The organism is Micromonospora sp. WMMC273, assembly GCF_027460285.1.
In the GTDB taxonomy this organism is placed as follows: Bacteria; Actinomycetota; Actinomycetes; order Mycobacteriales; family Micromonosporaceae; genus Micromonospora; species Micromonospora aurantiaca.
Genome location: NZ_JAPZBE010000001.1, coordinates 2,444,469 through 2,471,053 on the forward strand (window position 1 = coordinate 2,444,469; position 26,585 = coordinate 2,471,053).

The window sequence follows — 26,585 nt, forward strand, 5'->3', positions numbered from 1 at the left end:
GCGCGGGCGCAGGTCCCCCCGGTCGTGACCGGGTGCGACTGCGGATGCGCATCAGTTGCACAGCCGGCCGCCGGCCGGGGCACTGTCATCCGACGGGAGGGGACGCATGGGCCCGGATGTCAACGGCGGCGACGGGCGGGGCAAGGAGTGCCGGTCGGACGCGGGTGAGCTGACCGCGCGCACCGAGGCCGGCCGGCGGATGGTGGAGCTGGCGCAGGAGCACGCCGCCGACTTCGCCACCCGCGCCGCCGACCACGACCGGGACAACACGTTCGTCCGGGAGAACTTCGAGGCGATGAAGGCCAGCGGCTTCCTCGCCGCCACCGCGCCGCGGGAGTTCGGCGGCCTCGGCGTGTCGTCCCTGCACGACCTCGTCGTCGCGGTGTCCCGGCTCGCCCGCGGCTGCCCGTCCACCGCGATCGCCGCGAACATGCACCTGGGGTTCGTGTGGAGCACGGCCCGGGGCTGGCGGGCCGCCGCGCAACCGCCGCCGCAGCTCACCATGCTGCTGCGGCTGCTCGGCCGGGGCCGCATCGTGGTGTCGCACGCCGGCACCGAGCCCGGCGGCGGGGCGATCAGCTTCCCGCGCACGACTGCCGAGCCGGTGCCCGGCGGCTACCGGATCAACGGGCACAAGATCTTCGCCACGAACGCCGAGATCGCCGAGACGGTGGTGGTGTTCCTGCGGGTGCCCGACGGCGCGGGCTGGTTCAACGCCGGCACCGCCGTGGTGCGGACCGGCACACCAGGGATGACAGTGGAACGCACCTGGGACGCGCTCGGCATGCGGGGCTCGGGCAGCCACGACATCCGCTTCACCGACTGCGTCGTCGGGCGGGACATGGTGCTGGTCGGCCGCCCACTGGGGGAGATGGCCACCGAGTGGCCGGGCCTGCTGGCGGTGAACTTCCCGCTCGTGGCCGCGTACGTGGGCATCGCCGAGCGGGCGATGAGCCACGTGACGGAGCTGGCCGTGACGCGCCGCCAGCAGCCCTCCGGCCAGTTGCTCGCGCACCGCGCGCCGGTGCGGTCGCAGGTGGCGGAGATGGCGGTGGAGCTGGCCGTCGCGCGGGCCACGCTGGGCCGGGCCGCGGAGGCGATCGACGCGTTCCTGGCCCGCCCCGACGCCGAGGTGGAGCCGGCCGACGCGTACCGCGCCATCGAGGACTTCCAGGTCGCGAAGCTGGTCGTGAACCGGTCCGCCGCCGCGGTGGTCGACCGGGCGATGGCGGTGACCGGCGGCCAGTCGTACCGGACCGGGCACCTGCTCAACCGCCTCTACCGGGACGTGCGCGCGGGCGGGTTCATGCAGCCGTACTCGCCGCCGGAGGCGCTGGAGTTCGTCGGGCGTACCGCGCTGGGCCTGGACCCGTTCGAGGAACTGCGGGACAGCCTGGCGTCGGCCCGCGCGGCGGCGGCCGCCGGCTGACGGGAAAGGGCCCTCAGCCCGTGCGGTCGGCCGGTCGGCCGTCGCGGCGCAGGTACCACAGCGGGATGCCGACGACCTCGACGGTCTTGGTCAGCTCCCAGCCGAGCGCGGTGTAGAAGCGCACGTTCGCCTCGGTGTCGGTCTCGCCCCAGGTGGGTCGCGGGTCGCCGGCCATCACGTCGAGCAGCGCCTGCATGAGCGCCTCGCCGATGCCGCGGCCCTGGAAGCGCGGCTCGACGCCGACCGGACCGACGTGCCAGTGTGGCTCGGCCAGGTCGTGGATCGCGTAGTGCGCCCGGACGTACTCGGCTCGCGCCGGGTCGCCCACCGGCGGTGCCGCGCCGAGCGCTATCCGGCGGGCGTCGCTGTCGAGTGCGGCGCCGATGCAGCCGCCGGGCGGGACCGCCGCGGCGGCCCCCACCAGGCAGCCCTTGTAGAACGCGCCGATCTGCGGCGGCGCGGGACGGTGGAAGAACGCCGTCCAGATGGGCATCAGCCCGGCCAGCCGGTCCAGCGGCTCGTCGCCGAACATCGCGTACGTGGTGGGGTTGTCCCGCATCGCGCGGGCGACCAGTCCGGCGGCCGGCCGGCGGTCGTCCTTGCGCAGCTCTCGTATCTGGAGTGTGGGCAGGGTCCGGGGTACGGCTCTGGTGTCGGTCACGGGCGCACGCTAACAGCGGCGCGACGGCCCGGGCAGGGGCGTGACGGCGGCGTCCGTGATCCTTGTGGCGGCGGCGATCCGGCACCTATGTTGCCTCGGAGTTCTCGGTTCTGTCGCACCGACCGGAGTGGGGAAGACGAGATGGCTTTGGACCAGGCGAGCGGCCAGGAAACGAACAGGGCGGATCCCGCCACCGTCGTGCACGGCATCGTCGAGGAGGTCGCGGGCGTCGACGTACGGCCCGACGAGAGCTTCTTCGACCTCGGCCTCGACTCCATCCAGCTGATGCAGGTGTGCAACCGCATCAACGAGGAGTTCGGCGAGGTCATCGATCTGTTCCTGCTGTTCGAGAATCCCACTGTCAACGAGTGCGTGTCGGTCATCAGCGCGCAGCGGTCGGGCTGAGCATGCCGACGCCCGAGGTGTGGTGCGGCCTGAAACTCACGCACGACGGCGGCGTCGCCGCCATCGAGGGGAACCGCCTGCTGTTCTCGATCGAGGCGGAGAAGCTGGAGAACCGGCCCCGGCACGCCACCATGCACGAGGCGGCCGACATCGTCGCCCAGCTCGCCGCCAACGGGCTGGCCCCGGGTGACCTCGCCGGCGTCGCGGTGGACGGCTGGGCGCGCGGCGCGCAGGGCGAGACCTGGGTCGAGGTCGCCGACGCCGCCGGCACGCTGCACCCGGTCGAGGTGGCCGGCTACCACGACGAGCCAGGCGCCGGCCGGTTGCTGACCGGGGTGACCGGCAGCGCGCCGCTGCTCGGGGTGCCGACGCCGTTCCGCAGCTTCAGCCACGCCACCGACCACGCGCTGTCCAGCTACTGCACCAGCCCGTTCGCCGCCCGGCGGCAGCGCGCGCTGATCACCGTCTGGGACGGCGGCATGGTGCCGTGCCTGTACGTGTTCGACCCGGAACGGGTGAGCCTGGAGTGCCTGGGGCCGGTGGGCTCGATCTCCGGCGCGCTGTTCCCGATCTTCTGCTCGCACTTCGCGCCGTTCAAGATCGACCACGGCACCCGGCGCGCGAACGATCCCGGCCCCGGCCTGGAGGCGCTGCTGCCGATCGCGGGCAAGGCGATGGCGTACGCGGCGCTGGACACGGTCAGCGAGGAGGCGGTGGCCGTGATGGCCGCCGTGACCGAGGAGATCGGCCTGGTCGACGCGGCGATCCCGGCGTACCTGTGGAGCCGCCGCGTGCTCACCCGCACCGCGCCGCTCGGCCTGTCCGACGCGGCGCTCGTCGGCTCGATCCAGGAGTTCCTGTTCCGGGTCTTCGCGGCCGGGCTCGACGGCCTGCTGTCCCGGCGGCCGGACCTGGACGGCCTGCCGATCTGCCTGTCCGGCGGCTGCGCGCTCAACATCAAGTGGAACGCCGGGCTGCGGGCGAGCGGCCGGTTCGCCGGCGTCTGGGTGCCGCCGTTCCCCAACGACAGTGGTTCGGCGATCGGCGCGGCCTGCACCGAGATGGTGCGCCGCACCGGCCGGGCCGACCTGGAGTGGTCGGTGTTCGCCGGGCCCGGCGTGCGCGACGTCGGCCAGCCGCCGCCCGGGTGGTCGGCGCAGCCCTGCGAGATCGAGGAGCTGGCCAAGATCCTGGAGGTGCACGGCGAACCGGTAGTGGTCGTCAGCGGCCGGGCCGAGCTGGGCCCGCGCGCGCTGGGCCACCGCAGCATCATCGCGCCGCCCAGCTCGGCGGCGATGAAGAACCGGCTCAACGCCGTGAAGGGCCGGGAGCCCTACCGTCCGGTCGCGCCGATCTGCCTGGAGCACCGGGCGCCGGAGGTCTTCGACCCGGGCACACCCGACCCGTACATGCTGTTCGACCACCAGATCCGGCCGCAGTGGCGTTCCCGCATCCCGGCGGTCGCGCACGTCGACAACAGCGCCCGGCTGGAGACCGTCGGACCGGACAACGAGCTGATGTGGCGGCTGCTGACCGCGTACGAGCGCAGCACCGGCGTGCCGGTGCTCTGCAACACCAGCGCCAACTTCCGCGGCAGCGGGTTCTTCCCCGACGCCGAGTCGGTGATGCGCTGGGGTCAGGTCCGGTACGTCTGGTCGAACGGGACGCTGTTCACCTCCGACGCCGACCCGGGAGCCGGCGCCGCCGGATGACTCACCGCTGCGGCACCCCGGTGGCCCGGGCGACCGGGAAGAACCGGTGGTGCCGCGCACCGGTGATCTCGTAGATGGCCGTGCCGGTCCGGCCGTCGTCGGTGCGTACCGCCATCAGCTGCTGGCCGCCGCCGAGCCGGCCGTACCGTGCCGACCAGGCGCCGGCGCCGGTCAGCCGGATCGTGGTGCCGTCGGCGAAGGCCGTGGTGACGGTGCCGGCCAGCCCGGTCACCGCCTCGCCGTCGCGGCCGTAGCCGACCGGGACGCCGTCCGCGCCGGTCCAGTCCAGCTCGTGCGTGAACGAGGTGAGCGGCACCGGCGGCGCGGCACCGGCCGGCGCCCAGCAGCCCTCGGTGAACACCCGCGAGCCGTCCGGGTACTCCCAGCACCACAGGCCCAGCATGCCGTCGGGCAGCTGCACCGCGAACCACATCCAGGCCGGCACGTTGCGGTGGTCGCGTACGCCCCACGAGTGGTCCCGCTGGCCCCACCACCGCCGCACCGGCCGGCGTTCCCCGTCGACCCAGTAGGCGCCGTCGAACCAGCCGGACTGGAACATGTGCCGCTGGTCCCACACCGGGCCGCGGGGGCCGTCCAGTACGCCCCGGGGCAGCGCGTGCGGCGCGGTACGCGCGGTGAACGTCAGCTCCAGCGGCACCGGCACGCCGGGACCGGACGCGCGGACGCCGACCCGGCGGTACGGCTCCTCGACGGTCACCGCGACCGGCCCGGCCACCGGGTCCGGCCGGTCACCACCGGCCGGGCGGGAGAACCTGTCGAAGCGGAGCCGTCCGTCCACGCGCACCATCACGTACGCGTCCACCACACCCCGGTACGGGTGGTGGCCGAGCGTCACCAGCAGCACGTCGCCGTCGGCCCGGTCCGGGTGGGCCACGAAGAAGTAGCTCTCCCGCCAGTGCCGGTACGCCCGGGGCAGGCGCGGGCCGGGCGGGCGGGTGAAGTGGACGAAGTCCTCGTCCGCGGCGGTGAGGATGTCCATCGCGCTCCGATCTCAGCTCAGCAGGGTCAGCGCGTCGAGGTCGGTGACGTGCGCGGCGTGCCGTTCGGCCATCGCCACGAACATCGCGTCGCCGCGCCCGTCGCGGGCGACGAGCATCGCCCCGACGACGGTCATGTGCAGGCCGGCGACGGTGTTCACCCGGTACGAGCGCCAGCACTCGTCGCGGCTCCACCGCACCCCGGCGGCGCGCAGGGCGTCGTGGTACGACGCGAACAGCTCCGCCTCCCGCGCCCGGCGCACGTCGGTGGGCAGGCTGCCGCCCACCAGGTACGCGGCGTCGCTGGGCCCCGGTCCGAGCTGGACGGTCTGCCAGTCCACCACCGTCACCGCCGGTTCCGGGCCGTCGGTGAACAGCAGGTTGTCCACCCGGAGGTCGCCGTGCAGCAGCGTCAGCGGCGGCCGGTCCGCCCGCACCCAGCCCCGGATCCGGGTGCGCAGCGCCTCCACGACGCCGAGCGCGGCGGGGGAGAGCAGGTCGCCGAAGCGTTCCGTGAAGGCTCCGGCGGTGAGCCGGTACGCCGCGCCCAACCGCCGTCCGCCGTCCGCGCCGCGCACCGGCAGCCAGCCGGGCGCCGGGCGGTCCCAGTGTTCGGCCTGCGCCGCGGCGAGCCCGGTCAGCACGGTCGCCACCTCGTCCACGGTGCAGCCGGTGAGCTGGTCGCCGGGGCGGGCCGGCGCGGCGTCACCGAGCAACAGCACGAAGTCGCCGGAGGACTCGTCGTACCCGGCCGCGTAGCAGCGCGGCACCGGCAGCGGCAGAGCGCCGGCCAGCTCCCGGTAGAACGCCACCTCCCGGCGGTACGCGTCGCTGCCCTGCCCGGTGTGGCGGCTGCGCTCGTCCAGCGCCGGGAACTTGCCGACGACGCTGGCCGGTCCGCTCCCGCCGGCCCAGGCCAGCTCGTACCGGACGTTGTGCCCGAGCTTGCCCAGCCCGAGCGGGGTGGCGGTGACCGCGTCGACCCGGTCACCGGGGGCGGCGGCGCCGGCGGCGACCAGCACCTCGGTGAGCCGGTCGGGGGTGACCAGGCCGGGCTCCCGGAACGGACGCACCGGCACGGTCACCGGAGCGGGGGCGCTCATCGGGGCCCGGCCGGTGACGCGGCGCGGGGACTGACGACGGCCTGGAGGATGCGCGCGATCGGCACTCGCACTCCGTATCTCGTATCGACACTGATGCGTCATCGGCGAGGATAGCGACGTGAACCCGCCGGGTGCACCGGCGCGGAGGACCGCCGTCGCCCCGTCCGGGCCGGTGGCGCGAGGGGAGCCGTGTGGTGATCGAGTCGAACGGGCCGCACCCGGTGACGGTCCTGCTGGGCAACCCGCGTGCCGGGTCGCGCACCGCGAACGTGGCGCGCCGGGCGGCGGACACGCTGGTGGAGTGCCTGGCCGCGCGCGGCGTACGCCTGGCCGAGCCGTCCGTGGTGGACCTGTCGGGGCTGACCCCGCTGCTTTCCACCGCCGACTGGGCGCAGCCGCCGCCGGCGGCGCTGGCCGAGGCGTACCGGCAGGTGACGTCGGCCCGGCTGCTGCTGGTGGCCACGCCCACGTTCAAGGGCTCCTACACCGGGCTGCTCAAGCTGTTCGTGGACCCGCTTCCCCGGCGGGCGCTGGCCGCGACGGTGGCGATACCGGTGATGACCGCGGCGCGCGCGGCCGACCAGCACGCCGTCGACAGCCACCTGCGGCCGCTGCTGCTGGCGCTGGACGCCAGCGTGCCGGTGCCCGGGCTGTCCGTGCTGGAGTCGCAGTTCGACCGGCTCGACGACGTGGTGGGGCGGTGGTGCTCAGCGGCCGCGCCGGTCCTGGCCGGGGTGCTGCCCGCGGTCGCGGATCCGATCCTGCCGATGCTGCCCGATCCGTCCCTGCTCACGTTCGTGTAGGGCGGTCCGGAGCCGGCCCGGCCCGGCTCCGGACCGGTCAGGCGGCCATGCCCTGTGCGATCCAGTTGCGGAACAGCTCGACCTTCTCCGCCTCCCACGGCGCGTCGCAGGGCATGGAGCCGTCCGCGACCCGCTCCAGGATGGACTCGGCGTAGTCCCGGACGTCGTCCAGGCTGGTCAGGTCCAGCAGGAACGTCATCTCGGCCACGTCCATCTCGCGGAACAGCGGCCGGATGTCGCGGGCGAAGCTCAGCGTTCCGGCGCCGGGGCGCTGGCCGGCGGTCTCGGTGTCGGTCACCCGATGCTCCTCTCGACCGGGGCGTTCGGCGGCCCGGATCCGCCAGTGATCCTAGGAGAGCCGGTGTCGCCTGTCATGCCTTGTCGCTTCGTGTATCTCGCCTTTGCCGGGTGGGTCGGCTAGCGTCCGGTCATGGACCTGCGTGACTCGCCCGACGAGGCCGCTTTCCGGGCCCGGGCACGTGCCTGGCTCGCGGAGGCGGTCCCGGCCGTGGACGACCCGGCCGCCGCCCGGGCCCGCTGGTTCGACAGGGACTTCCTGACCACGTACGCGCGCCGCCTGCACGCCGCCGGTTACGCCGGACTGGGCTGGCCGGTCGAGTACGGCGGCCGGGGGCTGCCGCTCGGGCACCAGGCGATCTTCCTGGAGGAGTCGGCCCGCCGGGGCGCCACCGAACAGGCCGGCGTGATCGGGCTGGGCATGGTCGGCCCGACGGTCGTCGCCTGGGGCACGCCCGCGCAACGGGCCCGCTACCTGCCCGGCATCATGCGCGGGGACCTGCTGTTCTGCCAGGGCTTCTCCGAGGCCGAGGCGGGCAGCGACCTGGCCGCCGTGGCCACCACCGCGCGAATCGACGCTGACGCCTACGTCGTCGACGGGCAGAAGCTGTGGTCCTCGTACGCCGCCGTCGCCGACCACTGCCTGCTGCTCGCGCGTACCGGCGGACAACGCCACCGCGGACTCACCTGCCTGCTGGTGGACCTGCGGACGCCGGGCGTGACGGTACGGCCGCTACGGCAGATCACCGGGCGCGCGGACTTCGCGGAGATCTCGTTCGACGGCGCGCGGGTGCCGGCCGGCGCGGTGCTCGGCGAGCCCGGTGACGGGTTCCGAGTGGCGATGACGACCCTGGCCCACGAGCGCGGCACGTTCGGCTTCACCCTCACCGCCCGGCTGGAGGAGCACCTGCGCCAGTTCGTCGCGCTGCTGCGGGCCTCCCCGCTGGCCGACGACCCGGGCGTCCGCGACCGCCTCGCCACCGTCTGGACGGACCTGACCGCGCTGCGCTGGACCAACCTGCGGCTGCTGGCCGAGCTGGCCGAGGGCGGCGAACCCGGTCCCCGTACCTCGGTGGTGAAGCTGCTCTGGTCGCAGGCCAACCAGCGGCTGGCGCACCTGGGCGCGGAGGTCGCCGCGGCCGACGAACACGCCACGGCGCTGTGGCGGGACCGCCTGCTGCGCAGCCGGGGCAACACCATCGAGGGCGGCACCAGCGAGGTGCTGCGCGACGTCCTCGCCGAGCGGGTGCTCGGCCTGCCCCGATCACGCTGAACCCGTGGAGGGACCGTGCGCTTCGCGTTCACCCCGGAACAACTCGCCCTCGCCGAGACCGCCCGCCGGTACCTGGCCGAGCAGCAGTCCCCCGACGCCGCCGGTGTCCCGGAGACCGACCCGGCCCGGCGCGAGGCCGCCTGGAAGACGCTCGGCACGCTCGGCTGGCTCGACGCCGACCTCGGCGCGGTCGAGTGGGGCGTGCTCGCCGAGGAGTGCGGCTACGGGCTGCACCGCGAGCCCTGGCTGACCACCGTCGCGCTGGCCGGCCCGGCGCTGCGGGCCGCCGGTCAGCCGCCGGCCGGCCCGGTGGCGCTGGCGTGGGCGGAGGCACCCGCCGGGCGGGCCCGTCTCGACGAGGCGCACCTGCCCGGCTGCCGGGCGGCACCGGACCGGGACGCGGTCCGGCTGCACGGCCGCAAGGAACGCGTCGTCGACGGCCTGGCCGCCACCTCGGCGGTGGTGGTCGCCCGAGGGCCCGACGGCCCCGGCCTGTACCTCGCCGACCTCGCGGCGACCCGTCGCGTCCCGCTGCCGGCGCCGTGGGACGCCACCCGCGCCGAGTGCCGGGTGGACCTCGCCGGCGCGCCGGCGGAGGACCTGTGGCTGGACACCCGCCGGGTACTGGCCGACACCCGGCGGCTGGCGCTGGCGCTGTTCGCCTGCGAGGCGGTGGGAATCGCCCGCCGGGCCCACGAGATCGCCGTCGCCCACGCCCGCGACCGGGTGCAGTTCGGCCGCCCGATCGGCGCCAACCAGGCGGTGTCGCACCCGCTCGCCCAGGCGTACGCCCGGATCGAGACGGCGCGGTCGCTCGCCTACCGCGCCGCCTGGTGCGTCGCGGAGCGGGAGCCCGGCGCGGAGCCGGAGGTCGTCGCGGCGTCACTGGCCGCGCGGGAGGCGGCGCTCACCGCCACCGAGGCCGCGATCCAGACGCTCGGCGCGGCCGGGTTCACCTGGGCGCATCCGGCCCATCGCTGGTACCGCCGGGCGCTGTGGCACCAGGACTTCGCCGGTACGGCGTCGGATCTGCGGGCCGAGCTGGCCGCGATGGTCCTCGCCGCGGCCTGACGCCCGGGGTTCAGCTGTCGGTGGCCGCGGAGTGCTTGCGGCGCAACCGGGTGATCCAGCCCTGCGCGGTGTGCGCGGGGACTCCGAAGTGCCCGGCCACCCCGGCGATCGTGCCGGTCTGCCGGTAGACGGCCTCCAGCTCGTCGTCCTGCGGCGCCCGCCGGTACGCCCGCCCGGCCTGGATCCGGGCGGTCGCGGACGGCTTGCGGCTCAGCCCGCCCTTGCGGGACCGCCCGGCCGTCGGGCTCGCCGGTTCGGCACGCGCCGGCTCGGCCGCGCCGGTGCTGACCCGGGGGAGGGCGCCACCGGTCACCGACACGCCCGGCCGGTCCCCGGCGGCACCCGGGATGAACGCGGACAGCAGCAGTTCGAGATTGACGTACGGAAGCTCGCCGCCGCGCATCTCCGCGCCCTCGACCGGCTGGATCACGACCTCCTTGACCGTCGGACGGCCGCCCTCGAGTTCGAGGCGGACCCGCGTCTGCACCGCCGGACTGGCGAAGCTGTCGTCGACGACGGGGACGATGGTGACGATGTATTCGTTCATGTCATGCCTTCTTCGGGCACCTGCGGTCCAGAGTTTCTGGTCCCGCGGTGGCGCGGCCCGGGCGTCGGAGGTAGGGTGCGCGGCTTGCGTCGAAGCACGGTTGACACATCGTAGCGGAACAGAAGACGCAATACACCAAGCGGCGAACGCGGAATCGCCGGACCCCAGCACAGAGACTCAATACTCGTCGGTGCCGGGGTCCATCATCGAGGCGATGAGCGCGGAGCGTGACGACACCCCGACCTTACGGAAGATGCGGGTCAGGTGTGCCTCGACGGTCTTGACCGTGACGTAGAGCCGCTCCGCCGCCTCGCTGTTGCTCATGCCGGTCGCGATGAGCTGGACGATCTCCCGTTCCCGGCGGGTCAGCGTCGGCATGTCGGCCGGTGGCCCGGAGGTCCGCCGGCCGGCACGACCGGCCCGGCCCAGCAACCGGCTCTGCGCGCTGATCGAGGCCCGGTGCAGGATCCGGGCGCCGCACGCCTCGGCGATACGGCGCACCTGGGCCAGGCTCGCCTCGGCGGCCTGCCAGTCGTGCAGCCCGTCCAGCGCCTTGGCGTGCACCAGACGCGCGGCGGCCTCCTCCAGCGGCCAGCCGAGCTGGGCGAACGCCTCGGCGGCGCCGGCCGCGCCGGCCGCCGCGGCGGGCAGGTCGGTGGCCATCGCGATCCGCGCCCGGGCCAGCGCCACGTGCGCCTGCTGCCCCGGCAGGTCACACGCGCCCGCGTGCCGTTCGGCCTGTTGCACCCAGCGCCGGGCCTCCTCGACGTCGCCCCGCCGCCGGGCCGCGCCGGACAGCGTCGCGGCCCAGTAGGGCCGGTGGCACACGTCCACCGCGCGCAGCGTCGTCCCGCCGCAGGCCCGGATCAGCAACGTCAGCGTGTTGGCGCGGTCGGCGCACTCGTCGCGCATCTGCGCGTGGATGCGCTGGACGACCGAGCCGAACCAGTCGTCGGCCGAACTGCGCACGACCGGCTCGGCCAGGCGCAGCGCCGCGGCCGGCCCGTCCTGCCAGTACACGACGGCGGTCCGCATGATGCGCGCGAACCGGTGCATGGTGTCCAGCTCGAGCCGGTCGGCGTACCGCTCGGCCTCGACGGCGTCCGCGCGCGCCTGGTCCAGCAGGCCGAGCTGGCGGGCGGCGCAGGACCGCCCGCTGCGCAGATACGGCACCAGCACATCGTTGCGGGCGGTGGTGGCGATGCGCAGGGCCCGGTCGAAGTGCCGGATCGCGCGCGTCTCGCGGCCCTGGAGCAACTCCACCCAGCCGAGCAGCGCCAGCACGTCCAGGTGGGTGCTCAGCTCGGCGTCGGTCGAGGCGTCGGCGGCCGCCGTGGCGTCGGCCACTGTCGCCGTCACGTCCACTGTGCTCGGCACGTAGCAGGCGGCGAACGCCGAGACCACCCCGAACCACGCCGCCTCCACCGGGCGGCCGGCCTCCCCGCCGGTCCGCCGGGCCAGCGCGGCGTAGCGGGCCGCCTCCCGCTCACCGGCCAGCGCCCCGCAGATCGCCAGTTCCGCGGCGACGGCCGCGGTCAGCCGTCCGGGCAGCGGCGCGGTGTGCGGCTCCGGCATCAGGTCACGCAGCAGCGTGTACCCGAGGCGGCTCTGCCCGCGCAGCCGTTCCACCCGGGCCTGGGCCAGGACCGCCTCCGCCCGCACGTCCCCGTCCGACCGGGCCGCGACGTCCTGAAGCACCCCCCGCCCGTCGGCAACCCGGCCGGCGCGCACCAGCGCGTCGGCCAGGTGCAGCCCTTCGGCCGGGGGCAGCCCGGAGCGCGCCGACGCCGACGGGGCCAGACGCGCGGCCACCGACAGCCAGCGCACGGTGTCCGCCGCCGGCACGAACGGATGACCGGCGGCGGAGAGCAGCGTACGGGCGGCGTCCGTGTCGCCCGGGCGGGCCGATCGGGCCAGGTGGTCGGCGTAGGCGGGCGCGGGATGGCCCAGCTCGCGCAGCACCCGGGCGGCGGTGGCGTGCAGCGTGCGGCGGCGTCCCGGCGGCACCTGCTGGTAGACCGCGGCGCACAGCACCGGGTGCCGGAACCGCAGCGCCGGCTCCTCGTGCAGATCGGCGCGCAGCACCTCGCGGGCGACGAGCCGGTCGGTCAGGTCCTGGCAGTCCTGCGGGTCCAGCTCGCACATGGCGGCGATCAGCGTCGGGTCGAAGCTCACTCCGAGCACCGCGGCGGCCTCGGCCACGGCCCGTTCCGTCGGCGGCAGCGCCAGTTCCGGCGCGAGCACCCGCACCACCTCGGGCGGCAGCGCCTCGGCCAGGTCGACGGGCTGGTGCCGGCTCGGGTCCAGGCAGTCGTCGTCGAGGTGCCGGTACGCCTGGCTGTACAGCGGGTTGCCCCCGCCCAGCGCGTGGATGCGCTCCGCGCGGTGGCACGGCTGGGCCAGCATCCGCCCGACCTCGACCACCGACAGCGGCGGCACCTCCAGGCGTTCGTGCCGGCCGCTGGTCACCGCCAGAGCCGCGGCCAGCGGGGCCGACATCCGGGCCAGCCGGTACGCCAGCACGAGGACCAGCCCGGCCGGCGGATTGCGGACCAGCTCGCCGATCAGCTCCAGTGAGGACGCGTCGGCCAGGTGCGCGTCGTCGACCAGCAGCATCGGGCCGCCCTGCCGGCTGTGCCCGGCGGCGAGCGCCGCGAGCAGCCGTGACCTCGGGTCACGCCGGCCGCGCGCGCCGTCGTGGGAGCGCCAGAGCGGGGCGAGCATCGCGTACGTCGCGGGGGCGCGCCCGACCGCGGACAGCACGTTCAGTCCAGCGGCGCGGGCGAGGCGTCCGCAGCGTTCGAGCAGCGCCGTCTTCCCGATCCCCGGCGCGCCGGGCAGTTCAAGGACGGTGGACGTGCCGTCGGCCGCCGCGGTGACGGCCCGGCGGGCCGCCGCCAGCAGGGGTGCCCGGCCCACGAACGACGCCGGTTCGGCTCCCTCCGGGTCGTCGTCGAGGCTCGCCATCGGACACCTGCATCCTTTCGGGACGTGCGCCGGGCGGGCGCCCGACCCCGGCCTGCTCCGCCCGGGCGTTGCCGTCCATGATGTGCCGTCGCTCGGCACGGCGCCGGGCGGGTGCACCGTTGCGCCGGATACCGGCGTAATCGACGGTTGTTGACGCCACGAACCCTAACGCCCCGATGCAATGTGGGGTTTCCCCCACTGTCGACGACGGGCCGGCGATCGACACTGGTCGCGGTGTTTCGCGGAAAGGGTTCGCCCATGCGCAAACGAGGTCAGGAAACCGGTGACTGGGTGCTGTTGCACTGTCCGTTACCGGGCCGTTCGACCCATGCCGACTCCTTTCTGACGAGGGGTATCGGTCCGCTCTTTTCGGGCTTGCACCGAAGCGGTGAGGTTACCGGCTGGTATTACGACCGGCGCGGTTCCGCCGACGTGCACGTGCACGGCCGCTGCACCGACCCCGGCGTGGTCCGGGCCCGGCTGGCCGGTCTCGTGCTCGCCGGCCGCAGCGCCGGCCGGCCGGTGACCGTGTGCCCCGAGCCCGGCGCGCTGCCGGTACGCCACACCGACCTGCGGGAGCAGTCCAGTGCGCTCGCCCTGGAGATCATCGCGGCGACCGCCACCCGCCCGGCGCGGATCCGGACGGGCTGCGATCTCGCCCTCGCCACGTTCCTGTGCGCCGGGGTCGCCGCCGCGTACCCCGGCTCGGCGCGCGTCACGCCGGCCGGGACGGACGCCTGTCCGCACTGCGTGGAGTGGCTGCGGTCGCCGCAACCCGGGGTGCCGGCGCGGCTGCGCGGCGTGGCCGGGCTGCTCGCCGAGGGGCGCGGCTGGGTGGCGCGGTGGACCGCGGTGCTGCGCCGGTCGGGGATCGTCCCGGTGGCCGGCGGACCGGACGAGCTGACCACCCCGCTGCGGTGTCTGCTCAACCAGATCGGCCTCACCGGGGCGGACAGCCGGCGGATCGAGGCGACCGCGCGGCGGGCGGTGCTCGCCGTCACCTCCGGCGTCCCGTTGCGGGCGCACCGCACCCGCCGCGCGCCCGGTTACGACTGGTGCGGCTGACCGCGGTGACCGTTCACCGAAACTGCCACCGCCGGTTCACCCTGCGTCGATTCGGGAGCCTGGGAGCGCGCCCACGGAACAGTTGTTCCAGCCGTTTGCCCACTTCTTCCGGCCGCAATTATTGACCAATCGGCGGAAGTGCCGCACGTCAGCGGCGCATCCGTTGTCGTTGCGCCCCGGCCGGGTACGAAACCGGCGGTTTCCGGCGCAGTTCTCCGACAGCTCCTCATTGCGGTCCGCGCTGTTTCCGGTGGTACGGCCCCCGGGTGAGGCTCGCGTACGCCATCGTCGTCAACGTGACGATGTCGAACACCGGCACACCCAGCCGCGCCTGGATCCGGTGGGCGAACGGCACCAGGTCCGTGCACTCGACGACCAGCGCCCCCAGATCCGGGTGCGCGGCGGCCACCGCGTCGACCCGCTCGTCCACCTCGGCCGCCAGCCGCTCGACGTCCAGGGCGTCGCGCCGGCCCTCCAGCATCACCTCGCGGAACTCCGGCTGCCCGGCCATGCCGGTGACCGCCACCGGCACGTCGGCCGCGCCGATCGCGGCCAGGTGACGCGGGGTCAGCGCCGCCTCGTCGGCGACCAGCAGCCCGACCGGGCGCCCGACCATCCGGTGCACCATCGGCAGTTGCACCAGGCTCGACGACCACAGCGGGACGCGTACGGCGGTGGCGAGTTCGGCCTGGAACAGCACGAGGAACCCGCACGCGCCGGTGATCCCGGCGACCCCGGCCGCCTCCAGGTCACGGGCCGCGTCGACGAACGGTCGCAGCAGCGTCGGGTCGGCCTCGCGGACCAGCCGCTGCGGGGTGGCGCCCTCCACCACCCGGTAGCGCACCGGGAAGTCGAACGTGTCCGGGTTGCGGATGTGACCGGGGATCTTGTCGAAGCTGGTGTCGAGGCAGAGCACGCCGATCTCCGGCCGGTCGTTCACGAGATCCCCTTCCGGAAGCGGTCCACCGCGAACGTGTCCAGCGGCAGGTCCGGCTCGGCGCCGGAGACGAGCTGGGCGAGCAGTTGCCCACCGGCCGGTGCCAGGCCCATCCCGATGTGCCCGTGCCCGGTGGCCACGCTGACGTTGTCGTAGGCGCCGGCCCGCCCGATCAGCGGCAGGCTGTCCGGGGTGCACGGCCGCAGTCCGCTCCACACGTCCAGCCGCCGGCCGGTGTCCAGTGCCGGCAGGTACCGCCGTGCGGTGTGCAGGATCCCGTCGACGCGGCGCGGCGAGATCGACGTGTCCAGCCCGGACAGTTCCAGCGTGCCGCCGACGCGTACCCGGTCACCCAGCGGCATCACCGCGACCTTGCCCTCGCTGAGCAGCACCGGCCGGGTGGGTGTCCCCGGGCCGGCGGGCAGCGTGACGGTGTAGCCCTTCGCCGGTTGCAGCGTCAGCCCGACGCCGAGCATCCGGGCGCAGGTCGCCGACCACACCCCGGCGGCGATCACCACCTCGGCCGGGCGCAGCTCGCCCCTGCTGGTGCGCACCGCGCGTACCCGTCGCCCGGTCACCTCGAAGCCGCGTACCTCCGCCCCGGTGACGACGTCCACGCCCCGCGCCCGCAGCGCCGCCGCGAGCGCCACCAGGAACGCCGGGATGCGCAGCGCGGCGCCCTCCTCGTTGAGCAGCGTCCCGGCCACCGCGAAGTCGACACCGGGTTCCAGCCGGGCCAGCTCGGCCCGGTCCAGCTCCCGCAGCGGCACGCCGCGCGCGGTGGCCGCCGGGATCGTCCGGCGTGCCTTCGCGTACCCCTGCTCGGTGTGGCAGGCCAGGATCATGCCGCGTTCGGTGAGCGTCCCGGCCAGCTCGTCCTCGGCGCAGATCTCGCGCAGCAGCGTGAGGCTGCGCTGCTTGAGCGCGAGCAGCGTCTCGAAGCCGGCGCGGGCGTGCCGTTCGGTGCAGTGCCGGCGGAAGTGCCACAGCCAGGCCAGCAGCGCGCCGTCCAGCCGGGGCCGGACCGCGAACGGGCTCTGCGGGCTGAACAGCCAGCGGATCCCGGTGGCCGGCACCCCCGGCTCGGCCAGCGGCGCCGAGCCCTGGGTGCCGACGAAACCGGTGTTCCCGGCCGAGCAGGCCGCCGGGTCACCGACCTCGCCCCGGTCCACCACCGTCACGCTGAGCCCGGCGCGGCGCAGGAACCAGGCGCAGCACAGGCCCACCACGCCCGCGCCGACCACCAGCACGTCGGGGTCGGTACGGCCCGGCGTCGTCATCGGTCGCCGCCGGTCAGAGCGTGACGACGAAGAAGCAGGTGGGCAGGTTCACCACGACCCGTTCCCAGATCTCGGCGCGCAACGCCACCCCGGGTTCGGCGAACGTGCCCGGCGGCGGCTCCGCGAACCCGATGGTGGACCGGCCGGCGTCGAACAGCAGCGCGCCGTGGCCGAAGTCCCCGACGATCGCGGTGCCCGGGTCGACCAGCCGGGTACGCACGATGAACACGCCGTTGTCCTCCACGTCGCGCATCAGCGAGCCGCTGCCCAGCAGCCGGTAGTAGTCGGCCGGGTTGATGATCAGCCCGTCGGCGGTGCTGCCCATCTGCTCGACCTCGTTGCACGCGGCCAGGACGGTGGACGCGAACGGTCCCGGGTCGGTGAGCCGGCCCAGGTCCGGCATGGTCAGCAGCCCGCCCTCACCGCGCAGGATCGTGTGGTTCTCCGCCGTCGCCAGCCGCACCACCAGCCGGTAGTCGATGAACTGCGCGAAGCTGACCGGGTCCTCCCACAGCGTGTCCGGCACCTGCACCCAGGCGGTGGTGGTGAGCAGCGGCGGAATGGGGGAGCGGTGGAAGTGGTTCGCCGCCTCCCGGCGCAGGTCGGCGCCGTCCACCGCCGGGTCGTCCGGCCGGGGCGGGCTCTCGTGCCAGTAGAAGTCCTGCGGATCCCGGGACAGGTCCACCACCTTGAGCATGTTCCGCGACGGGTAGCGGGGCTTGCGCCGGGAACTGGTGAGCGAGTCGGTGATCGTCACGTCGTAGTCGACGCTGGTGTCGAAGCCGTCCTTGGTGAACGCCTCGACGAACGTCGCGCCGGGCGACATCTGCGTCCTCCGCTCGGCGACCACCTCGGCGATCGTCCGCTTCACGGTGTCGGTGCGCTGCGACATCTGCTGTCCCTCCCTCAGGCCGGCTTGCGGGCGACGAACATGCCCCAGCCGAACTCGCCCCTGTCGATCGCCGCCTGGATCTCGTCGCACGAGTCGGCGAAGCCGAGGATCCAGGTCCGCGCCGCCTCGTCCGCCGTCGTCTCCGCACGCTCCCGGGCGGTGCGGCCCAGCACCCGGTACGTCTGCCTGATGTGCGCGTCGAGACTGCGCGCGACCACGTCCACGAACCCGGCCTCGCTTAGCGCCCGGCGGTAGCCGTCGAGCGAGTAGCCGTCGTTCCAGCGCACCCGGTCGTAGACGTGCCTGCGGGCCGCCTCGCCGATCCGCTCGGTGGGCTGGAGGAAGTCGGACACCGCGAGCACCCCGCCGGGGGCGAGCACCCGGAACATCTCGGCGTGGCTGCGCGGCTTGTCCGGCACCAGGAACAGCGCGTCCTGGCTGACCACGTGCGTGAACGTGCCGTCGTCGTACGGCAGGGCGGTGGCCGAGCCGTGCCGGAACGACACCGGGAGCGAGGGGCCCCGCTCGGCGCGCCGCTGCTCGGCGAAGCGCACCCGCTCGATGCTCAGGTCCAGCCCTTCGCCCCGGCAGCCGGTGCGCTCGGCCAGGCGCAGCAGGAAGTTGCCGCAGCCGCAGCCCACGTCGAGCACGTTCGCCGAGGCGTCGATCCCGGCGTCGGCGGCGAGGATGTCGGAGGTCCGGTCGGCCGCCGCGTGGTAGTCGGTGTCGTCCTCCCCGGCGAAGTAGCCGGTGTGCAGCACGCCCTCGCTGTCCCAGAAACTGAGGTACGTCTGCGTGGTCTGGTCGAAGAACTCGGAGACGTCCCGCTCGGTGAACCGGCTGGTCGTGGACATGGGCACTCCCTTGTGCGGCGGTCGGTGGGTCAGGCGTAGGTGTCCTTGCGGACGCCGGTGAGGTGGGGGAGGTCGGGGCCGGTGGCGGAGGCGCCGCCGTCGATCAGGTGCACCCCGGCGGTCACGTACGACGCGCGTTCGCCGGCCAGGAACGCGGCCACCGCGGCCACCTCCTCGGGCCGGGCCAGCCGGCCGACGGCGCTGTGGTGGCCCATCGCGGCCAGCCGCGCCTCGACGTCGCCGTCGGTGCCGGCGAGCCGGGCCGCGGCGCGTTCCATCGGCGGCGTCCGCACCCCGCCGGGCGCGAGCACGTTGACGGTGATGCCGTCGCGGCCCACGTCGACGGCGAGGCCCTGCGCGAAGCGGACCAGCGCCGCCCGGGTCACCCCGGACAGCACGAGCGGGCCGATCGGCACGCAGGCGGTCTCGGAGGCCACCAGCAGCAGGCGGCCCCAGCCCGCGGCGCGCATGTGCGGCAGCGCGGCGAGCGACACCGCGACCGCCGGCAGGAGCACCCGGTCGACAGCCGACCGGTAGTCGTCGGCGTCGAAGCCGGTGGCGGTGCCGACCGGCGGGCTGCCGCCGCTGACCAGCAGCACGTCCACGCCGCCCAGTTCGGCGGCGACCCGGTCCACCCAGCGGGCGGCGGCGCCGGTGTCGGTGAGGTCCACGCCGGTCGCGCTGACCCGGCCGGACGCCACCGCCGTCAGCTCCCGCTCGGCGGCGGCGAGCCGCTGCGGGTCACGCCCGCAGACCGCCACGTGGGCGCCCTCCGCGGCGAACTCCTTCGCACAGGCCAGCCCGATGCCGCTGGTGCCGCCGGCGACGAGCGCCACCCGGCCCTTGAGCCCCAGATCCACGTCCTCACCTCTCCGTCTCGCCGACGCGGGCCGCCGCGCCGGGGTACGCCGGGTCGCCGGCCGGCCCGCCGGACCGGTAGCCGTACCGGGTGGACAGCGGCCAGGCCAGCGCCGCCACTGCGAGCCGTTGCCGGCCGGTCAGCGTGCGCCGCCACCCGTCGTCGCGGTCCCGGATGACGGTCCGGCCGGTCCGGAAGCGGTCCGGGTTGCCGGTGACCGTGTGGTTGCCGCGCAGCTCGACGCTCCGGTCCCGTACCGGGTTGGCCGCCGGGTCGACGCCCACCAGTTTCAGCAGGTCACCGATCGTGCCGGCCGGGTCGGCGGTGAAGTCCTCGTAGCGCAGGAACGCCGACCGGTCCGGGTGACGCCTGTTTATGGCCGCCGACGCGAGGTTGAACCCGTGCCAGTACGCGGTGCTGCGCGCCGCCGACATCGCGTAGACGTACTCCTTCGGCTCCCGCCACGAGTGCGCCACCGCACGCGGGTCGCGCACCAGGTGCAGCCAGTACGCCTCGACGCCCGGCACGTGCGGCAGCAACGCCGACTCGCCGGGGATCTTGGTGCTGTCCACGATGACGCGGGCGCCGGTGCGTGCGGCCACCTCCCGGTAGATCGCGCCGAGCAGGTCGGCGTGCGCCCGGGTGTCCGCGTCGTACGCGCCCCGGCGCAGCACCCGCCACGTGTGCCGGGTCCGCAGCCGGGCCCGTTGCCGGCGGATCACCTCGGCGGCGTGCGCGTCCGCCGACATCCCGGCCGGACGGCCCAGCGGCAGCACCGCCGACCACAGCGGACACGCGGTCAGCGCGGCGCCGCAGCCGCACCTGTCGTTCACGCCGCGCCCGGTCGAGTTCTTCCACAGGAAGTGCAGCTCACCGACGTGTACCACGCCGGGTGCCTCGCCGAGCACGTTGCCGATGATGGTGCTGCCGTTGCGGCACCAGCCGTTGACGCTCAGGACGGTCACCGGTGCGCTCATGCCGCGCGTACCTCCGCCGCCGGAGCGGGCGCGGGCGCCGGCCGGCCGATGCGCAGCGCCATCGCGGCGGCGACCGCCGCGCCGGCCGCGCCCGCGACGAACACCGCCGGATAACCGAGACCGGCGGCGACCAGGCCGGTCGCCGGCCCCCACACCGCCAGGCCCAGATCCCAGAACGAGGTGTACGCCCCGATCGCTGCGCCCTGCCGCGCCGGGTCGGTGCGGTTCATCACCATCAGCGCCAGCGACGGGTGCAGCAGGGAGAACCCGACGCCCATCACCACGCTGCCGGCCACCGCCACCGGCAGGTTCGGCGCGACCGCGATGACCAGCAGGCCGACCGCCTCGCCCACCCCGCACCAGGTGGCCACCCGGCGCGGGCCGAGCCGGTCGGGCAGGTGCCCGATGGCCAGGCGGGTGCCGGCGTACACGGCGCTGAAGACGCTCAGCACCACCACGCCGTGGCCGATGCCCCGCGCGTCCAGGTGCAGCACGACGAACGCGGCCAGACCCGCGTACCCGGCGGCGCCGAAGGTGAGCGCGATGCCGGGCAGCAGCGCCGGGCGCAGCAGCAGCCCGGCGCCCTTGGCGGCGGGTGCGGTACGCGCCGGCGCGGGCACCAGCGCGACGAGCGCCGCGCCGACCGCCGGGGCGACCGCGCTGAGCAGCCACACCGCCGGATAGCCGGCCTGCTGCACGGTGGCGCCGAGGAACGTGCCGGCGGAGATGCCGCCCCACATGCTCACTCCGTACAGGCCGATGAGCTGACCGCGCCGCTCGTGCGGGGCGAGCTGCACGATCCACACCGCACCGGCGGTGAACAGCGCCGCCTCACCGGCGCCGAGCAGCAGCCGGACCGCGACCAGCGCGGGCACGCTCAGCGGGGCCAGGTAGAGCAGGCCGCCGCCGGCCACCACGAGCGCCCCGGCCAGCATCACCGTGCGGTGGCCGTGCCGGTCGGCGAGCGCGCCCGCGACCGGCCGGACCAGCAGCGCGGCCACCGCGGTCACGGTGACCACCACGCCGACTGTGAGGTCACCGGCGTCGTGCCGTTCGCGCAGGAAGCCGGGCAGCACCGGGATCACCGCTGTCAGTCCGAGGTAGCCGGTGAACAGTCCGCCGAGCAGCCCGGCCAGCGCGAGCCGGGGCAGCGGCCGGGCCGGAGTGTGCGCGCCGGTCACGACCCGACCAGGGCGGTCTCACGGGCGGCGGCCACCTTGCGGACCGCGCGGACCAGGTCGTCGCAGTCCTCGGGCGTGAGGTTCGATGACAGCGGCACGTCGACGGTCTCGGTCAGCAGCCGTGCGGTACGAGGCAGCGTCGCACGGATCTCGCCCGGGTCGGCGCTGTCGTACAGGAACCGCCAGTTCCAGAACGCCCGCACGTTGAGGTCGTCGTCCGCGCCGATGTTGCGGGCGTCGATCCCCTCCGCCCGCAGCGCGCGGGCGAACCAGCCCGCGTCGCCCCAGCCCGCGTCGCCGCCGGGCACGCGGAACACGAACGCCTCCCCGAGGTACGCCCCGGGCGCGACCGGCCGCCGCACCGCGATCCCGGGCAGTCCGGACAGCGCGGCGCTGACGTGGGCGTAGTTGCGGTGGAACAGGGCGAGCCGCTGCGGCAGCCGGGTCAGCTCGGCGCGCAGCAGGGCCGCCCGGATCTCGTCCATCCGCAGGCTCAGCAGCGGCAGGTCCAGGCCGGTCAGCGGCGGCTCGCCGTGCGGGAAGTGCCGCCGCAGCCGTCCCTCGTACGCCCCGGACAGCGCCACCGCCCGCGCGAACAGCGTGCTGTCGTCGGTGATGAGGAAGCCGCCCTCACCGCAGTTGAGCGCCTTGTCGGACTGGGTGCTGAACGCTCCGGCGGCCCCGAACGTGCCGAGCTTGCGCCCGTTGAGTTCGGCGCCGAGCGCCGGCACCGCGTCCTCGATGAGCGGCACGCCCATCTCGGCGGCGAACGCGGACAGCGCTTCGACGTCGGCGGCGAAGCCGCGCATGTGGACGACCATGACGGCACGGATCTCCGGCCGCCACCGGCGGCGCAGGTCGTCGAGGTCCATCCGCAGGTCGTCGTCCACCTCGACCAGGAATGGCCGGCAACCGGCCAGCACAATGGCGCTGGGGGTGGCGACGAAAGTGAATCCGGGGCAGGCCACCAATGAGCCCGGTGGCACTCCGGCGCCCATCAGGGCGAGCGCCAGCGCGGCGGTACCGCTGGAAACGGCCAGCGCGTGCCGGGTGCCGAAATAACGACACAGCTCGGCCTCGAACCGCCCGCATTCGGTTTCATTAGGCGGCCGATGGTCATATCGGAAGTAGAGGTGGCTGCGGACGGCGCGAATAGCCGCGTCCTCGTCCTCGCTGTGCACGAAGACGGCGCCCTTGTCGTACGTCGGCCAGGGCGTACGCCGCACCGGCTGCCCGCCGTGCAAGGCGAGCTGTTCGGGCAGCTCAGAGCCGTTCTGCACCGGCCTCGGCGGGCTCGGTGCGGGAGCGTCGTCGTTCCCGTCCACCGGCGGACTCCTCGGGCGAGCGGCGACAATTCCTAGCGACTCGATAGGATTGGCCGGGCCGTGCGCCGGGCATGGTCGCCCGGCGGAATCGCAGTCCCGGCGCGATCCCGTCGAGGGGTAAGAAATGCCACCAGATCCGACATTCATGGTACGTCGATCCAGCGAGAGTAATGATTGTCGTCGATCCCGTACGCGTCAACAGATAGACGTGAATATGTTCGGCGCCGGGCTGTGCCGACAGTGGACTATGCGGAATTGTCGCTGCCGGCCCGCTGATCCGCCGGTGCGGCGCCCCGCCTCTGCCGCCGAAGGTGGCGCGCCGCCCCGGCGCCTCGATCCGCCGCCCCGGTGCGCCGCCCCGGCGCGTCGGGCGACGCCCTGGGTGCGCCGGGCTCGATGGCATCGGGCCTGATTGCACCGCGCCCGATCGTGCGGGGTTCGGTCGTGCCGGGGTCCGGCCGCCGTCGGGACCCGCCGTCACCGAAAGTAACCTTCGCCGCTCGCGGCAGAACTCACTCCGCGCCCTTTGCTCTGCAGCCACCGGCGCATCGGTGACTCACGGCCACTGCCGCCTATGTGGCTGCAGAGCAAAGGGCGCGAAGGGGTATGCGTCCAGCTATCGGCTCGCCGCGCATCTTCGCTGTTCAGGAGCATGCTGCGGACAATTCGACCCATTCGGCCCCGGCAACTACTGTCACCCTCCGTGATTGGCCGCCGAATCGGGCTGCTGTAACGGAAAGTCACCCACAAGGGCGAGCGTGCCGTCGATACCCGGCCTGACGAGGCCGGGGAATCAGGCGGCTCGCCAGTCGCGAACCAATGCGGCCACGGTGGCGTACCGCTGCGCCGGATCGGACCGGCCGGCCCGGCCGGCGACCGCGCGCTCGGCGGCGGTGCCCCGCCAGCCGGACGGGCCGTCGAGCAGGTGGTGCAGCGTACGACCCAGCGCGTGGACCGTGGTGCGCTCGTCGATCGTCGCGCCCCGGGTCAGCTCCTCGGGCGACAGGTAACGACGGGAACCGGGCAGCCGATCGGAGTCGAGCACGAACGGCCCCGGGCGGTACTCGTCCAGGTCGATCAGCCGCATCCGGTGGGCGTCGAAGTCGTAGAGGAAGCATCCGTCGTACAGGTCGACCGCGACGTACCCGGCCGCACTCACGGCCAGGTGGGCGTCGAGGATGACGTCCAGCGCGACGCGGACCTCGGCGACCGGCAGCCGCTGGAAGCGGGCCAGCCCGCTCCGGTCGCTGCCGCCACCGGTGGTGGCGTGGTTGAGCACGACGCCGTCGCACCACGGGTACACCAGCGTCGGGTCGTCCGTGCCGTCGAGGACCAGCTCGGGCCGGACCACTGCCGGGTGCCGGACCGCGGCGTGCAGGCCCAGCGCGCGGGTCAGCGACTCACGCGCCGCGGGCGTCCCGGCCCGCTTCACGAACCAGCGCCGGCCCGCCGACTCCACGCCGTAGGAGACGCACCCGGAGTCCTGGTCGCCGAAGACCACGAACGCGTCGGCCGGGTCGAGGTTCTCCACGCGTCGAGGCTACGACGACGGCCGCGCCGGCGGCGGCCCGCCGGACCGCGCCGGGTCACCGCGGCTGGTCCACCACCTCGATCACGTCGGCCGGCGCGCGGCGCGGCGCCGGCGGCAGCTCCGCGTCCGGGCCCCAGCCGACGCGCACCACCAGGTACGGATCGCCGATGCCGGCCAGCAGGTCGCGCATCATCCGGCGCGGCCAGGCCAGCTCCACGGCGTCGCTGAGCGGCGCGCTGGCCAGCCCTTCGGCGGTGGCGGTGAGCAGCAGCGCCGACAGCGCCTCGCCGCCGCGCAGCCAGGCCGCCGGCTCGTCGGATTCGCCGAACAGGATCAGGTACGCCGCGCCCCGGTCGAAGTCCGCGCCCGCGCTGAGCCCGGCCGCCCCGCCGGGGGCGTAGTCGCGCAGCGGCACCCGGCGCGGGGACGGCCGCACGGCGGTGGCGGCGGGCACGCCGTCGCCGCTGCCCTCCGGGCGGTGGGTCCAGCGGTGCAGCTCCTCCCGGTACGCGGGGTCGGCCAGCTCCGCGTCGGCGGCGCGACCGGTGGAGACGGCGAGCATCGGCATCTGGTCCGGCCGGACCACGTGCAGATGGGCGCCCTCGGCCTCCGCGGCGTCACCGAGCCGGGCCAGCACCGCCTCCGGCACCGGCCGGTCCCCGTACGCCCGGCGGTCGGTGCGGCGGCGCGGAATGGCGTCGACCAGGCGGCCCGCCGGCACGTCCAGGTCGGCCGGGCCGGTGGTACGCACCCGGGCCAGCAGCGACGGGTCGGCCGGGTCGGGCAGCCGCTCCACGGTGACCGCCCAGCCGACCGCCGTCAGCGACACGCGCGCGTGGTGCAGGGCGGCCCCGCAGCTCAGCATGAGCAGCCGGCCGTCCGGGTCGGTGTGGGCGAGCTGCCGGTCCGGGTCGGCGCGCAGCTCCAGCGCGTCGCCGGTGACCCGCCAGCGCCAGGGCTGCGTGTTGAACACCGACGGGGCGTGCAGGGACTGCCGGGCGGCCGCCTCCAGCACCCGTACCCTCGGATCCTGCTCGGTGCGGGTCGATGAGCTGTTCATGGCGGCCCTCCTGGTTGCTCGTCCCCTTCCGACCCTGCCCGCCGCCGTCGCGGGCGGACAGGGCCGGAGGTCCCGGCCGCACCGGGCCGTGCGCCCCGGCGCGGCGTCAGGCCCCCTCCGGCTCCGGGGGTACGGCCAGAGCGATGGTCAGGTCGAGCACCGTCGCCGGGTCGTGCAGGCGGTCGCCGAACAGCTCCCGCAGCTTGCCCATCCGGTAGCGGACGGTCTGCGGGTGCACGAACAGGTCGGCCGCCACGTCGTCGCGCCGTCCCTGGTGCAGCAGCCACGACCGCAGCGTCTCGGCCAGCCGCTGCGCGGTGGCCGGGGGCAGCGCGGCCAGCGGCGCGAGCGCCTGCGCGCGCAGGTCGGCCAGGGCCTCCGGGTCCATGCTGAGCAGCAGCGTCGCCAGGTGGCGCTCGGTGTCGACAGGTCCGGCGTCCGCCTCGCCGAGGCCGAGCGCGAGCGCCCGGGTGGCCCGCTGGTACGACGCGGCGACCCGGTGCCAGGGCCGGGCCGGGCCGAGCACCGCCCGGTGCCCGTGCAGCAGCCGGGTGAGCTGGCGGCGCCGGCCGCCGTGCATGTCCGGCACCAGCAGGACGGCCAGATCCTCGACCGAATTCACGCCGGGCAGGTCCTCCCCGCTCTCCAGCGTGTACGGGCTGAGCAGCGCCAGCACCGCGCGCAGGTGCCGGCGGGGCAGCAGCACCACGGTCAGGGTCTGCGGCGGCGGCCAGTCGGCGCGCTCCGCGCTGCGCCGCAGCGACTCCTCCGGCTCGCCCGCCAGCAACTGCTGGGTGAGCCGTTCCAGGTTGCGGCGGCGCATCCGGCCGGCGCTGGCCAGCTCGTCGGCGTGCCCGGCCACGCTCGCCGCGGACAGCTCGTCGATGTAGGCGAACATGAGTTCGGCGAACTCGGCCACCGTCTCGGCGGCCAGCCCGCTGCGTACCGTCGTGGTCGACACCTCGCGCCAGGCCACCCGGGCGCCCACCCGGTACGCGGCCAGCAGCGCGTCCATGCTGCGCCCCGAGCGGGCCTCGCCGCTGCCCAGCGCGTACGCGGCCTCCAGCGCCGGGGCCAGGGGAGTGCTCGGGTCGAACGCCTGGGTACCCTCGATGAGCTGGAGGAACGTGCCGAGTGCGATGCGTACCGCGTTTTCGATCTTCGCCCGCATGGCGCCGGTGAGCGCGCCCGAGTAGTCAGGCACCTCGGCGGTGATCGCGGAGACCGTCCGCTCGGCGACCACCGGCAGCCGGCCGCGCAGCGTCGCGGCCATGCCGGCGTCGAGGTTGAGGTGCGCGGCGCGCTGCCCCGTGCCGGCCTCCGACGTCATCGTTGTTCCCTCCGAACAAGAAACCGCG

24 protein-coding genes are annotated in these 26,585 nt (G+C 74.8%); 7 read left to right on the forward strand and 17 right to left on the reverse strand.

The annotated features are described in order from the left end of the window. Positions 1-106 precede the first annotated feature (106 nt). Positions 107-1,429 (forward strand): acyl-CoA dehydrogenase family protein, encoded by a 1,323-nt coding sequence (locus O7611_RS11280; protein WP_194800077.1) that lies wholly within the window; start codon positions 107-109, stop codon positions 1,427-1,429. 13 nt (positions 1,430-1,442) lie between these two features. On the opposite strand, the gene O7611_RS11285 is transcribed toward O7611_RS11280, so the two are convergent. Continuing rightward, entirely contained in the window at positions 1,443-2,090 is a 648-nt protein-coding gene (locus tag O7611_RS11285; protein WP_194800078.1) for a GNAT family N-acetyltransferase, read from the reverse strand. Between the two features lie 141 nt (positions 2,091-2,231). Here O7611_RS11285 and O7611_RS11290 point away from each other — a divergent pair, with 141 nt between their 5' ends. Then, entirely contained in the window at positions 2,232-2,495 is a 264-nt protein-coding gene (locus tag O7611_RS11290; RefSeq protein ID WP_167796881.1) for an acyl carrier protein, read from the forward strand. Next, positions 2,459-4,207 carry a carbamoyltransferase C-terminal domain-containing protein gene (locus tag O7611_RS11295; protein ID WP_269696776.1) on the forward strand — a complete coding sequence of 583 codons (1,749 nt, stop codon included), beginning with the start codon at positions 2,459-2,461 and terminating at the stop codon, positions 4,205-4,207. The genes O7611_RS11290 and O7611_RS11295 overlap by 37 nt, the downstream gene beginning before the upstream one ends. 1 nt (position 4,208) lies before the next feature. Here the strand turns inward: O7611_RS11295 and O7611_RS11300 are convergent, their stop codons facing one another. Together O7611_RS11300 and O7611_RS11305 are read right to left on the reverse strand one after the other, a co-directional pair. Further along, positions 4,209-5,207 carry a hypothetical protein gene (locus O7611_RS11300; RefSeq protein ID WP_194800079.1) on the reverse strand — a complete coding sequence of 333 codons (999 nt, stop codon included), beginning with the start codon at positions 5,205-5,207 and terminating at the stop codon, positions 4,209-4,211. 12 nt (positions 5,208-5,219) lie between these two features. Further along, complete coding sequence (locus tag O7611_RS11305; RefSeq protein ID WP_194800080.1) at positions 5,220-6,308, reverse strand: phosphotransferase family protein; 1,089 nt, start codon at positions 6,306-6,308, stop codon at positions 5,220-5,222. Positions 6,309-6,502: 194 nt separating this feature from the next. Between O7611_RS11305 and O7611_RS11310 the strand changes: the two genes are divergently transcribed. Continuing rightward, entirely contained in the window at positions 6,503-7,111 is a 609-nt protein-coding gene (locus O7611_RS11310) for an NADPH-dependent FMN reductase (RefSeq protein ID WP_269696777.1), read from the forward strand. 37 nt (positions 7,112-7,148) lie between these two features. Here the strand turns inward: O7611_RS11310 and O7611_RS11315 are convergent, their stop codons facing one another. Further along, positions 7,149-7,409, reverse strand: a complete 261-nt coding sequence (locus tag O7611_RS11315) for a hypothetical protein (RefSeq protein ID WP_194800081.1) — start codon at positions 7,407-7,409, stop codon at positions 7,149-7,151. A 132-nt stretch (positions 7,410-7,541) separates the two neighbouring features. Here O7611_RS11315 and O7611_RS11320 point away from each other — a divergent pair, with 132 nt between their 5' ends. Beyond that, a complete protein-coding gene (locus tag O7611_RS11320) occupies positions 7,542-8,681 on the forward strand; it encodes an acyl-CoA dehydrogenase family protein (protein ID WP_194800082.1) in 1,140 nt (379 codons plus the stop codon). Positions 8,682-8,696: 15 nt separating this feature from the next. Beyond that, positions 8,697-9,752: an acyl-CoA dehydrogenase family protein gene (locus O7611_RS11325; RefSeq protein WP_194800083.1), complete on the forward strand. Its 1,056-nt coding sequence runs from the start codon at positions 8,697-8,699 to the stop codon at positions 9,750-9,752. A 10-nt stretch (positions 9,753-9,762) separates the two neighbouring features. Here O7611_RS11325 and O7611_RS11330 read toward each other — a convergent pair whose 3' ends face one another. Both O7611_RS11330 and O7611_RS11335 read right to left on the reverse strand, forming a co-directional pair. Further along, positions 9,763-10,299 (reverse strand): hypothetical protein, encoded by a 537-nt coding sequence (locus tag O7611_RS11330; protein ID WP_194800084.1) that lies wholly within the window; start codon positions 10,297-10,299, stop codon positions 9,763-9,765. A 177-nt stretch (positions 10,300-10,476) separates the two neighbouring features. Further along, positions 10,477-13,266 carry a helix-turn-helix transcriptional regulator gene (locus O7611_RS11335; protein ID WP_269696778.1) on the reverse strand — a complete coding sequence of 930 codons (2,790 nt, stop codon included), beginning with the start codon at positions 13,264-13,266 and terminating at the stop codon, positions 10,477-10,479. Between the two features lie 432 nt (positions 13,267-13,698). Between O7611_RS11335 and O7611_RS11340 the strand changes: the two genes are divergently transcribed. After that, complete coding sequence (locus O7611_RS11340) at positions 13,699-14,331, forward strand: hypothetical protein (protein ID WP_194800086.1); 633 nt, start codon at positions 13,699-13,701, stop codon at positions 14,329-14,331. A gap of 226 nt (positions 14,332-14,557) precedes the next feature. Here O7611_RS11340 and O7611_RS11345 read toward each other — a convergent pair whose 3' ends face one another. The 11 genes from O7611_RS11345 to O7611_RS11395 all read right to left on the reverse strand — a co-directional run bounded on the left by O7611_RS11345 (position 14,558) and on the right by O7611_RS11395 (position 26,557). Then, positions 14,558-15,271, reverse strand: a complete 714-nt coding sequence (locus tag O7611_RS11345) for an aspartate/glutamate racemase family protein (protein ID WP_269696779.1) — start codon at positions 15,269-15,271, stop codon at positions 14,558-14,560. Further along, positions 15,268-16,548, reverse strand: coding sequence for an NAD(P)/FAD-dependent oxidoreductase (locus tag O7611_RS11350; RefSeq protein ID WP_269696780.1), 1,281 nt, complete (start codon positions 16,546-16,548; stop codon positions 15,268-15,270). The genes O7611_RS11345 and O7611_RS11350 overlap by 4 nt, the downstream gene beginning before the upstream one ends. Before the next feature lie 13 nt (positions 16,549-16,561). Further along, entirely contained in the window at positions 16,562-17,440 is an 879-nt protein-coding gene (locus tag O7611_RS11355; protein ID WP_269696781.1) for a family 3 encapsulin nanocompartment shell protein, read from the reverse strand. A 14-nt stretch (positions 17,441-17,454) separates the two neighbouring features. Next, the gene (locus O7611_RS11360) at positions 17,455-18,294 is read right to left on the reverse strand and encodes a class I SAM-dependent methyltransferase (protein ID WP_194800090.1); all 840 of its coding nucleotides are present in this window, start codon (positions 18,292-18,294) and stop codon (positions 17,455-17,457) included. A gap of 29 nt (positions 18,295-18,323) precedes the next feature. Beyond that, positions 18,324-19,154, reverse strand: coding sequence for an SDR family NAD(P)-dependent oxidoreductase (locus O7611_RS11365; protein ID WP_269696782.1), 831 nt, complete (start codon positions 19,152-19,154; stop codon positions 18,324-18,326). Between the two features lie 4 nt (positions 19,155-19,158). Then, positions 19,159-20,130 (reverse strand): sulfotransferase, encoded by a 972-nt coding sequence (locus tag O7611_RS11370; RefSeq protein ID WP_269696783.1) that lies wholly within the window; start codon positions 20,128-20,130, stop codon positions 19,159-19,161. Beyond that, entirely contained in the window at positions 20,127-21,311 is a 1,185-nt protein-coding gene (locus tag O7611_RS11375; RefSeq protein WP_269696784.1) for an MFS transporter, read from the reverse strand. Before O7611_RS11375 ends, O7611_RS11370 begins: the two co-directional genes overlap by 4 nt. Then, positions 21,308-22,636, reverse strand: coding sequence for a DegT/DnrJ/EryC1/StrS family aminotransferase (locus tag O7611_RS11380; protein ID WP_194800094.1), 1,329 nt, complete (start codon positions 22,634-22,636; stop codon positions 21,308-21,310). Before O7611_RS11380 ends, O7611_RS11375 begins: the two co-directional genes overlap by 4 nt. Before the next feature lie 793 nt (positions 22,637-23,429). Continuing rightward, positions 23,430-24,167, reverse strand: coding sequence for a serine/threonine protein kinase (locus tag O7611_RS11385; RefSeq protein ID WP_269696785.1), 738 nt, complete (start codon positions 24,165-24,167; stop codon positions 23,430-23,432). Between the two features lie 55 nt (positions 24,168-24,222). Continuing rightward, positions 24,223-25,227 (reverse strand): Acg family FMN-binding oxidoreductase, encoded by a 1,005-nt coding sequence (locus O7611_RS11390; protein WP_269696786.1) that lies wholly within the window; start codon positions 25,225-25,227, stop codon positions 24,223-24,225. 106 nt (positions 25,228-25,333) lie between these two features. Further along, positions 25,334-26,557 carry a PucR family transcriptional regulator gene (locus O7611_RS11395; protein ID WP_269696787.1) on the reverse strand — a complete coding sequence of 408 codons (1,224 nt, stop codon included), beginning with the start codon at positions 26,555-26,557 and terminating at the stop codon, positions 25,334-25,336. Positions 26,558-26,585 lie beyond the last annotated feature (28 nt).